The organism is Streptomyces sp. NPDC054956, assembly GCF_053609185.1.
In genome coordinates this window covers 1-10,111 of the sequence record NZ_JBSGXB010000283.1, presented here as the reverse complement: position 1 = coordinate 10,111, position 10,111 = coordinate 1, and the positions used below count along the sequence as shown (strand labels likewise).

Genomic DNA, 10,111 nt, shown 5'->3' with positions numbered 1-10,111 from the left:
GCACCCGCCGAGTTCGCTCTGCCGGAGACCATGACCCCCGCGCTGCCGTCCGTCGACGCCTTCGCCGACCTGGACATGCCCGCCGCGCTGCTGAAGACCCTCGCGGCGCAGGGCGTCACCGAGCCGTTCCCGATCCAGGGCGCGACCCTGCCGAACTCGCTGGCCGGCCGCGACATCCTCGGCCGGGGCCGCACCGGCTCGGGCAAGACGCTCGCCTTCGGCCTGGCCATGCTCGCCCGTACGGCGGGGCAGCAGGCCGATCCGAAGCGGCCGCTCGCGCTGGTCCTCGTACCGACGCGCGAACTGGCGCAGCAGGTGACCGAGGCGCTGGCCCCGTACGCGCAGGCCCTGAAGCTGCGCACGGCCACCGTCGTCGGCGGCCTGTCGATCGGCAAGCAGACGGGCGCGCTGCGCACCGGCGCCGAGATCGTGGTGGCCACCCCGGGGCGGCTCAGCGACCTGATCGGGCGGCGCGACGTCCACCTCGAGCGCGTGAAGATCGTGGTGCTCGACGAGGCCGACCAGATGTGCGACATGGGCTTCATGCCGCAGGTCACCGAGATCCTCGACCAGTGCCACCACGCGGGTCAGCGGATGCTGTTCTCGGCCACCCTGGACCGCAACGTCGACCAGCTGGTCCAGCGGTACCTGAAGGACCCGGTCGGCCACTCCGTGGACCCGCAGTCGGCCTCGGTCTCCACGATGGACCACCACGTGCTGCACATCCACGCCGCCGACAAGATCTCGGCCGCGACCGAGATCGCGGCGCGCGAGGGCCGCGTGCTGATGTTCCTGGACACCAAGCACGGCGTCGACCAGTTCGTGAAGCACCTGCGGGCCATGGGCGTACGGGCGGAGGGGCTGCACAGCGGAAAGTCGCAGCCGCAGCGCACCCGGACCCTGGGCCAGTTCAAGGACGGTCTGCTCAACGTCCTGGTCGCGACCAACGTCGCCGCGCGCGGCATCCACATCGAGGACCTCGACCTCGTGGTCAACGTGGACCCGCCGGCCGACAGCAAGGACTACCTGCACCGCGGTGGCCGCACGGCCCGGGCCGGCGAGTCCGGCAAGGTGGTCACGCTGGTCACCCCCAACCAGCGGCGCGACATCGTCCGGCTGATGGCCGACGCCAAGATCCGGCCGACCATCACCCAGGTCCGCTCCGGCGAGGCCGCGCTGAGCCGGATCACCGGGGCGAAGGCCCCGTCCGGGGTTCCGCTGGCCGGTGCCGCCGCGACCGACGCCAAGGGCCGGCCCTCGGGCACGGACCTCGGCTTCCGCGGGATCGGTACCCGGCCCGGGCGGCCCGGGAAGGGCAAGGAGTCCCGCAGGACCATCGAGGCGCGGCAGGCGGCCGAGGCCCGCGCGGCGGCCCGGGTACGGCGGGGCACGAAGTAGCGGTTGCCGCCTCGGTGATGTGACGCGTGGTGCCGGTTCCCTCGTACGGGGACCGGCACCACGTGCGTTCCGGCCGTCAGAGGCGGTTCAGGAAGTCCCGGACGGTCCGGTTGAAGGCCTCGGCGTCGTCGAGCCACGGGTAGTGGGCGGTGCGCGCCTGCACGGCCACCTCGGCCCTGGGGAGCAACTCCGCGATCTCGCGGGCGGTCCCGGGGCGCGGACCGCTGTCCACGTCACCGGCCACGATCAGCACCGGCGCGTCCAGGCCCGCCAGGGCGGCGCGCGCGGAATCCGGGTCGAAGGCCTCCTCGGACACGAAGAGCGCCGCGGCCTCGTCGTTGTACAGCTCCGCGCAGGACGCGGCGTGCAGCCGCGCGGCCTCGTCCCAACGTCCGTACGTGAAGGCCGTCATGACGTCCCAGTCGGCCTCGGTCGCGGTACCGCCCCAAACGGCGTCCCGCGCCTCGCGCGTGCTCTCGAACCACGGCTCCCCGGCCCGCAGTGCGACGGCCTCCTTGCGGCCCTCCACCGGGAAGTCGACGCCGAGCGCCCGCGCGCGGGGGGTGAGCAGCACGAGGGAACGGATGCGCTCCGGATGACGGGCCGCGTAGAGCAGGGCGAGATCGCCGGACGCCGAATGCGCGAGCAAGTCGACGGTTTCCAGGCCCAGATGGGCGCGCAGGGCCTCCACGTCCCCGACCTGCCGGTCGCAGCGGTACGTGGCCGGGTCCGACGGCACGGCGGAGTCGCCGGTGCCGCGCAGGTCCAGGATGATCAGCTTGCGGTGCTCCGACAGCCCGCCGAGGTCGCCGAGGTACGCCGACGCGCACATCGGGCCACCGGGCAGACAGAGCAGCGGTTCACCCTCCCCGATGACGTGGAATGCGAGCGTGGTGCCGTCCGGGGCGGTGAAGGAAGTCATGGCCGGATGGTTGCCGACCGCCCCTGGCCTGCGCAAACGCATTTCCCGCGCGGCCGGCGCTCTCGCGGCACCCGGCCCCGCGGTCATCAGGCCCCGCGGTCATCAGGCCCCGCAGTCATCCGGCCCCGCGGTCATCCGGCCCCGCGGTCACGCGGTCACCGCGGCCCTCCGCAGCAGCCGCTGGGCCGCCGCGTTGCGGACGCGGCGGGTACGGGCCTCGGCCGCGAGCAGCCGCAGCGCGTCCTCCGCGTGCAGGGTCTGGGCGGCCGTGCGCTGACACCAGTCGGAGGCGGCGAGGAGTTCCGCCGGGGACCAGGGCTCGCCGCGCGTGACGGCCTTGAGCAGGGTCCACTCGCGCAGCCGGCGGGCCGCGAAGGCGCGTCCGCCGAGGACCCCGCCCATGGCCCGGGCCCAGGCGGGGAAGGAGTCGTCGGCCAGCAGGCTCGCCGCCCGCCGGTCCATGTGCGTGACGACCGCGCTCTCGGCCATCACCGGATCCGGGTCGCGCAGGACGGCGGCCACGGCCTCGACCTCCGCCGGCCCGCCGGAGACGGCGGCCAGGGATTCCAGGTGCCGGGCGTAGCGCCAGTGCTCGGACGGCTCGCTCTCGGCGGTCGTCCCCTCGTCCTCGTTCACCTGGCTGCCCCCTGACGTATCCGGTACTCGCTCGTCCCCATGCGGCCATTCCACACGACTCCGGTGGACGGCCGGTGGCCAGGGTGGCACCGGGCCGTTCCACCGGGAAGCGCGGCGGACGTCGAGTCCTGCGGGCCGCGAGCGCCGGGCGAGCCGACGGGACCGGCGTCCGGTCAGCCGCGCGCCAGCATCAGGGCCTCCGCGCCGACCGGCCGGTACCCGGCGGCCTGGAACGCGCGGATGCTGCGCGTATTGCCCGCGGCCTGCTGGGACCAGAGCGGCTGCCCGTCCGGGACCAGGTGACGGGCGGCGCGGGCCAGCTCCCGGCCGAGGCCCCGGTGCCGGGCGTCCTCGTCGACCTCGATGGCCGTCTCCCAGCGGCCCGCCACGCCCCGGCCGAGCACCAGGACTCCCCCGCCGGTGGGCGTGGCCCAGACCCGTACGTCGTCGCGGCGGCCCCGGGCCCGGCTGACCCGGGGATGGTCGGGGTCCTCCAGCTCCTTGAGCTCCAGGCCGGGTTCACCGGGCAGCGGTTCGGCGACGGTGAGCAGGTCGGTGGTGTCGTGCGCCCGGCCCGTGCGGTCCAGGAGCGCGGCGAGGAAGCGCGGGTTCATGGAGGCGGAGAGGGCGTCGCAGTCGATGCCGGCGAGGGTGGCCCGTATCCAGTCGGGGTCCTCGTCGGTGAAGATCACGGAGTGCGCGGTGAAGGCGAGGACGCCCGCGTCCCGGGGACCGGGCTGCGGGACGACGGTGGTGGAGCCGTCGGGCGCCGGGAAGCGTCCGGCGGCTGCCGCGTCCAGTATCTCGGCGAGGTTCACGGGCTCACACCCGCCCGTGGCGGGAGGACGGAACGGGACAGCGGTGCGCGGTTGGCATGTCGGTGCTCCTGGTAGACGACCTCCCACCATGATCACAGAGCGGTCCGAGCGCCACGGCCCGGCCCTCCCTGCCACGCGTGCGCGCTCAGCCCTCCTTGCCGTGGGTCTCGTAGCCGCCGGAGCCCTGTTCGTTCTCGTGGCCCTGTTCCGGCAGCGGGGCGCCGGTCTCCAGGAGGGTCTTGAGGCTGGACGCGAGCATCGGCCAGGCCCGGCCGCACATTCCGATGAGGGTGCCGCCGGGCTCGAAGCCCTCGTGGAGGATGGTCAGCCGCGCGAGCGTGTCACCGACCGGCTCGATCTCGTACGTCACCTTCGTGCGCCGCTCGCGCGCCAGCTCGGCCCGCAGGTCCTCGTCGATGCCGACGGAGGCCGCCCACTGCGGGGTGAAGGTGTGCCAGGTGTAGGAGAGCCGCCGGCCCGGTACGCACTCCAGCACCACCTGTTCGGGATCGCTGGTCCGCGCCCCGCGCTCCACCCAGTCCATGGTCGACCCCACCCGCCAGTCCGTCTCGAAGCCGAGCCCCCAGTAGCGGCGGGTGAAGGCGGGCTCGGTCAGCGCCTGCCACACCCGGGCGGGGTCGGCCTGGACGTACAGGGTGTAGGTGAACTCAGTCTCGCTCATCCCCCCATGCTGCGGGACCGCGGCCCGCGGAGCGGGGATTGAGCCGCATTGTGCCGGGCGCAGTGGCCGCGGCCCGGGCGGTCACCAGCGGCAGCCCTCGGGGGGCAGCTCCGTGGGCGGGGTGCGGGGTGCTTCGGGGAGGCCGAGGCTGACCCGGGCCTGGTGGACGGCGGCGAGCTCCTCGTGGCCCGCGGAACCCCAGTCGCTGAGTTCGCGGACCTGCTCGGGGGTGGCCAGCAGCCGCGCGCACTCCGGGTACGGGTTCGCGGGCACGGACGCGAGCCGGGCCGCGGTGCGCGGTTGGGCACCCCGGTCGGTGAGGCGGTGGCCGAGCGTGAACCCGCCCGTGGCGGAGCCGGCCGTCGGGTCCGGGAGGTGGGCCGTGCCGGTGGCGCGGGCGATGAGCAGCAGCACGCGTCCGTCGGGGGCGAAGAGCCACCCGAGGCCGTCCTCCCGCAGGGGCAGCCCGGCAGGGGCGGCACCGGGATGCCAGGTGCCGTGCTGGCGGACGCGCGGGCCGCGCAGGGCGCCGAGCCGGTCCAGGGCGGTCGGGGTGGTGGGGCGGCCGTCCTCCAGCAGGGCGGTGCCTCCGCCGTTGATCCGGGCCCGCAGCGCGGAGAGGGCCCGGCGGGCGTCGCCCGCGTCCATCAGGGCGGGCAGCTCGGCCGGCTCGGCGAAGTGGATCCCGGTGACCTCCTGCGCGGGGAGACGGACGGACTCGATGCGCTCGCGGGTCCAGGTGCCGCCGTCGAAGACGTGCAGGATCTCGCCGGGGAACCGCATCTCGGGCGGGAACCCGGGCGTGTCCGCGGGGATCCAGTCGACGGCGAGGCCGCGCGGGTAGCGGCCGTCGACGCCCAGCTCCTCGTACATCTCGCGGGCGGCCGCGGCGGCCGGCGCCTCGCCCGCGTCCACCGCGCCGCCGGGCAGGAGCCGGTCGGGGCGGTAGTCGACGCTCTGGACGAGGACGCGCCCGTCGGCGTCGGTGACCAGGACGACCGCGCCGGTCCAGAGCGCCGCGCGCGAGGCCCCGTACTCCTGCGGGGTCATCCACGTGCGCCGGCCCGGGCGGTCGGCGACGGCCGGTTCCTCGGCCCCGCACCTCGCGTCCCCGGTCACGGCCTCGTCGGTCACTGCCTCGTCGGTCAGCTGCGGCATCGGCTTCCATTCACCGTAGGGGCATTCACCGTGGGGGGTGCTCACCGTGGTGGCCCCGCCGCCTGTGCAACAGCCCGGACGCCTCCCGGGTTACGGAGATCACGCTTGCCGGCTTTGCCACCCCTATACCTCCTTATTACCTGGTTACACGGATCTTGCTACGTTCCGCGTGCGGACTGGCGGTATGAAAACCGCCGGTCCGACCACGTCACCGGAGCGAGGGAGAGACCCCGGCATGCGACGCGCACCCCGTACGGGCACCCGGGCGGCCACCGGCAGACGGTGGACCGTACCGGGCGTCGCGGGCGTGGCCGGCGGCGCGGCGGTCCTCGGCTTCGGTGGGCTGTACGCCGCCGGCCTGCTGCTGGCCGGTGAGGACGTCGCCGCCGGCACCAAGGTGCGCGGCGTCGACATAGGCGGGATGAGCCGCGCCGAGGCCCGGCAGGTCCTGGACCGGGAGCTCGGCCCGTCCGCCGCGGCCCCGATCGAGCTGCGGGTCGGGGAGCACGCCGAGCGGGTGCAGCCGGGCACGCTCGGGCTCTCCCTGGACACCGGCGCCACCGCCGACCGGGCCGCGGGCTCCGGTTCCGGCCCCGTCAGCGTGATCGGCAGGCTGTTCTCCTCCGGCGACCGGGACGTGGAGCCGGTGGTCCGGCTCGACGAGAAGACCGCCCGCGGCGCCCTCGACGGGATCGGCGCGAAGACCGAGCAGGAGGTCCGGGAGGGCTCGGTCGCCTTCCGGAAGGGCAAGGCCGAGGCGGTCGCCCCGGTCACCGGCACCGCTCTCGACGTCGACGCCTCCCTCGGCGCGCTGCGGTCCGCGTACCCCCGGTCCGGGGACGCGGCGGACGGGCCCGTCGCGCTGCCCGTCCGGCGCACGGAGCCCCGGATCGGCGAGCAGGAGACGGCGCGGGCGCTCGAGGAGTTTGCCGAACCCGCGATGTCCGCCCCCATCACCCTCACCGTCGACGGCAAGCGCATACCCGTCGGCCCCGCCGTCCTCGCCGAACACCTCACGGTCAAGGACGACGGCGCGGGCCGCCTCGCCCCCGCCCTCGACGGCAAGGCGCTGCTCGCCGACCCGGAGCTGGCCGGTCCGCTGCGCCAGGCCGCGCAGGGGCCGGTGGAGGCCCGGCTGCGCACCGACGCGGCCGGCCGGGTGTCGGTGGCCGAGGAGGGGCGCGCCGGGCGCCGGGTCAGCGAGAAGGGGCTGGACGCCGCCGTGCTGCCGCTGCTGACCGGGTCGGGCGCGGCCGCGCGTACGGGCGAGGTCGCCACCGAGGAGGTCCGGCCGACGCTGGCCGCGAACACGGTGGAGCAGCTGGGCATCAAGGAGAAGGTGTCCTCCTTCAAGGTCGACTTCGAGAAGGCCCCGTACCGGACCACCAACATCGGGCGGGCCGCCGAGCTGATCAACGGCTCGCTCGTACTGCCCGACGAGACGTGGAGCTTCAACCGCCGGGTCGGCGAACGCACGAAGGAGAACGGCTTCATCGACGGCCTCATCATCAACAACGGCCAGTACGAGAAGGCTTCGGGCGGCGGGGTCTCGGCGGTCGCCACCACCGTGTTCAACGCGATGTTCTTCGCGGGCGTCAAACCCGTCGAGTACGGGGCGCACTCCTTCTACATCGAGCGCTACCCGGAGGGCCGCGAGGCCACGGTCGCCTGGGGCAGCCTGGACCTGCGCTTCGCCAACGACTCGGGCAAGGCCCTCTACATCCAGGCCGAGGCGACCGACACGTCGATCACCATCACCTTCCTGGGGACGAAGAAGTACGACGAGGTGCGCGCGGTCAAGGGCCCGCGCACGAACGTCACACCGCCGGCCACGCGCACGGACGACGGCCCGAAGTGCGAACCGCAGTCCCCGCTGGAGGGCTTCGACGTGGCCGTGGACCGGGTGTTCGTCCAGGGCGGCCAAGAGGTCAAGCGGGAGACCATGAAGACCCGTTACACGCCCCGGGACAGCGTGACGTGCGGCTGAGCGGGCGCCCGCACCGCGGCCGAGCCACCGGCCCGACCTGTGCTCCGGCCCCCGACCACCCTTGCGGGTGAGGCCCGTTCGGGGTCGCGGAGGTTTCTGGGGCAGGGTGGCCGGATGGAGTTGCGCCGGGGACCGCGGGTTCCCCTGATCGTTGCCGCGTTGATCGTCGCCACGGCGGCCGTGACGGCCGGGTGCGTGACCGTACGGCCGGTCGGGCCCGCCCCGGGGCCGGGTGCGCGGCCGGTGGTGCTGCCGACCGGGCTGCGCACGGTCCTGTCCGAACCTGCCGACGGAGCCCTGCCGTTGGGGACGCTGCCGGGCATGGCCGCTCCGACTCCCCCGCCCGGGGCGGATGCCGGGGCGCCGGCCGATGCCGGGACGGCGGCCGATGGCGGGACGGAGGCCGAGGAGCCCGCGTCCGCCGCCCGCGAGCGCGCACGCGCACGCGACGGGGCGAAGCCGGCCGCGTCCCGGCCGCGGCCGCCGAAGGAGCGGACCCGGCGGACCGGGAGCGGGCGGCCCGCCGCCGCGCCCGCTCCGGCGCCGGCCACCAAGGCCCGCGGGTCCCGGCCCGCGCCGGACCGTACGTACGACATGGCACCGCTGTGCGCGGCGGCGCGGGGGACGGTGGACCCGGCCATCGTGGCGCTGTGTCACTGACCGCGTGGCGGTGCCGGGCGCGGGGGGCCGGATTCGCTTGGATGGGCGCGGCGGGCCCCGACCGGGGTCCCCACCGCCTCCACCTCCAGGAGTCGCCATGGCGAAGATCGCTCTCTTCGGCGCGACGGGCACCATCGGATCCCGGGTGCTGCACGAAGCCTCCGGGCGCGGGCACCAGGTCACAGCCGTCGTCCGCGACCCCGCGCGCCTCTCCGAGGCCGACGCGGGTGCCGCCACCGCCGTCGTACGCGGAAACGTCCTCGATCCGGCGTCCGTGAGCCAGGCGGCGGCCGGACAGGACGTGGTGGTGAGCGCGTTCGGGCCGGGATCGGGTGATCCCGGTGTCCTGGTCGGCGCGGTCAAATCGCTGATCGGCGGCGTCCAGGCGCTCGACGCGGACGGGCCCCGGCCGCGGGTCGTCGCCGTCGGCGGCGCGGGCTCCCTGCGCACCCCCGGCGGACCGCTGGTCTGGGACCAGGCCGGAATCCCGGAACCGGTGCTCGCCGTGATGCACGCCCACGGGGACGCCCTCGACTTCCTGCGGACCGTGCCGGTGGACGAGGTCCGCTGGACCTGCCTCAGCCCGGCCGCCCGGATCGAACCGGGCGAGCGGACCGGAACGTACCGGCTGGGCCTCGACGACCTCGTCGTGGACGACGACGGCCACAGCATGATCTCCGCGGAGGACTACGCCGTCGCCCTGGTCGACGAGATCGAACGCGACGCGCACGCGGGCAAGCGGTTCACGATCGGTTACTAGACCGCCGCCCCCGATCCTCGCTCCTCCCGATATTCGCTGGTCCGACCGTGTTGCGCCTACGTAGAGTCACGGGGTACCACCGTCGTCGAGCAGGAGCGGACCATGCGCACGCACTACCCCAGGACCCCGCATGTGCCGTGGTCCCCGGGCGCGAGCTCCGACGACGTGCGGACCACCCGGCTCGACGGACTGGCCGGCCGGGAGGTCGTGGTCACCGAGAAGCTCGACGGTGAGAACACCACCCTGTACTCCGACGGCCTGCACGCCCGCTCGCTCGACTCGGGCCACCACCCGTCGCGGGCCTGGGTGAAGGGCCTGCAGAGCCGCATCGGTCCCGGAATACCGGCCGGTTGGCGGATCTGCGGAGAGAACATGTACGCCCGCCATTCCCTCGCCTACGAACAACTCGACTCGTGGTTCTACGGGTTCTCCGTGTGGGACGGCGACCACTGTCTGGACTGGGACCGCACGGTGAGCTTCCTGCGCGGCCTCGGCGTGCCGGCGCCGCGCGTCCTCTGGCGGGGCGTCTTCGACGAGCGCGCCCTGCGCAAGCTGCGGCTCGACACGACGCGGCAGGAGGGCTACGTCGTCCGCACGGCGGCGGGCTTCGAGCGCGCCGACTTCGGCCGGTGCGTGGCCAAGTGGGTGCGGGGCGGCCATGTCGCCACGGACACGCACTGGATGTATGCGCAGGTGGTGCCGAACGGGCTCGGGCCCGCGGCCCCGCTGTGGGACGTGCGGTCGGGCGCGGAGCCCGATCCGGCGGGGCTGCTCGGCGCCGTGGGATTCGACGTGCCCGGCGAGCCGGAGGCCGCCGACACCGGCTCCCCGGATGCGGTATCCGCGGGCGCGGCATCCGCCGGCGCCCTCGGGGAGATCCTGGCCGAAGTGGCGGGCAGGATCGACGGGTTGGCGGAGCGCAGGTCCGGGGAGGCGCGGCTGACCGGCGTACTGGCGGCCGCGCTGCACGGCGTACCGCGGGCCGTGCTCGCGGCGCGGCTCGCGGCGGGGCCGCTCGGGATGGCGACGGCACGGCGGGTCGCGGACCTGGTCGGGCTGTACCCGGCGCTGCACCGGCCCTTCCCCTACC

Annotated in this window: 10 protein-coding genes; 5 read left to right on the top strand and 5 right to left on the bottom strand. The window is 74.8% G+C overall.

The window, feature by feature from the left end; genetic code table 11:
- A partial coding sequence (locus tag ACWGDE_RS31115) for a DEAD/DEAH box helicase (protein WP_453392369.1) occupies positions 1–1,398 on the top strand: 1,398 nt, incomplete at its 5' end.
- Between the two features lie 76 nt (positions 1,399–1,474).
- Here ACWGDE_RS31115 and ACWGDE_RS31110 read toward each other — a convergent pair.
- The 5 genes from ACWGDE_RS31110 to ACWGDE_RS31090 all read right to left on the bottom strand — a co-directional run bounded on the left by ACWGDE_RS31110 (position 1,475) and on the right by ACWGDE_RS31090 (position 5,614).
- Positions 1,475–2,320, bottom strand: coding sequence for an alpha/beta fold hydrolase (locus tag ACWGDE_RS31110; RefSeq protein WP_453392368.1), 846 nt, complete (start codon positions 2,318–2,320; stop codon positions 1,475–1,477).
- Positions 2,321–2,467: 147 nt separating this feature from the next.
- Entirely contained in the window at positions 2,468–2,956 is a 489-nt protein-coding gene (locus ACWGDE_RS31105; RefSeq protein ID WP_453392367.1) for a hypothetical protein, read from the bottom strand.
- A gap of 173 nt (positions 2,957–3,129) precedes the next feature.
- Positions 3,130–3,774, bottom strand: a complete 645-nt coding sequence (locus tag ACWGDE_RS31100) for a GNAT family N-acetyltransferase (RefSeq protein ID WP_453392366.1) — start codon at positions 3,772–3,774, stop codon at positions 3,130–3,132.
- Between the two features lie 145 nt (positions 3,775–3,919).
- Positions 3,920–4,456: an SRPBCC family protein gene (locus tag ACWGDE_RS31095; RefSeq protein WP_453392365.1), complete on the bottom strand. Its 537-nt coding sequence runs from the start codon at positions 4,454–4,456 to the stop codon at positions 3,920–3,922.
- Positions 4,457–4,537: 81 nt separating this feature from the next.
- Positions 4,538–5,614 (bottom strand): NUDIX domain-containing protein, encoded by a 1,077-nt coding sequence (locus tag ACWGDE_RS31090; RefSeq protein ID WP_453392364.1) that lies wholly within the window; start codon positions 5,612–5,614, stop codon positions 4,538–4,540.
- 235 nt (positions 5,615–5,849) lie between these two features.
- Here ACWGDE_RS31090 and ACWGDE_RS31085 point away from each other — a divergent pair, with 235 nt between their 5' ends.
- The 4 genes from ACWGDE_RS31085 to ACWGDE_RS31070 all read left to right on the top strand — a co-directional run.
- Positions 5,850–7,601, top strand: a complete 1,752-nt coding sequence (locus tag ACWGDE_RS31085) for a VanW family protein (RefSeq protein ID WP_453392363.1) — start codon at positions 5,850–5,852, stop codon at positions 7,599–7,601.
- Between the two features lie 159 nt (positions 7,602–7,760).
- Complete coding sequence (locus ACWGDE_RS31080; protein ID WP_453392362.1) at positions 7,761–8,261, top strand: hypothetical protein; 501 nt, start codon at positions 7,761–7,763, stop codon at positions 8,259–8,261.
- A gap of 97 nt (positions 8,262–8,358) precedes the next feature.
- Positions 8,359–9,021, top strand: a complete 663-nt coding sequence (locus tag ACWGDE_RS31075; RefSeq protein WP_453392361.1) for an NAD(P)-dependent oxidoreductase — start codon at positions 8,359–8,361, stop codon at positions 9,019–9,021.
- Positions 9,022–9,123: 102 nt separating this feature from the next.
- Positions 9,124–10,111 (top strand): RNA ligase family protein (locus tag ACWGDE_RS31070; protein WP_453392360.1); only part of this gene is annotated, 988 nt, incomplete at its 3' end.

What these genes read in the sequence shown, in the direction of transcription:
- ACWGDE_RS31075 (WP_453392361.1), top strand. Translation starts at nt 8,359, where the DNA reads ATGGCGAAGATCGCTCTCTTCGGCGCGACGGGCACCATCGGATCCCGG.
- ACWGDE_RS31090 (WP_453392364.1), bottom strand. Translation starts at nt 5,614, where the DNA reads ATGCCGCAGCTGACCGACGAGGCAGTGACCGACGAGGCCGTGACCGGG.
- ACWGDE_RS31110 (WP_453392368.1), bottom strand. Translation starts at nt 2,320, where the DNA reads ATGACTTCCTTCACCGCCCCGGACGGCACCACGCTCGCATTCCACGTC.
- ACWGDE_RS31095 (WP_453392365.1), bottom strand. Translation starts at nt 4,456, where the DNA reads ATGAGCGAGACTGAGTTCACCTACACCCTGTACGTCCAGGCCGACCCC.
- ACWGDE_RS31085 (WP_453392363.1), top strand. Translation starts at nt 5,850, where the DNA reads ATGCGACGCGCACCCCGTACGGGCACCCGGGCGGCCACCGGCAGACGG.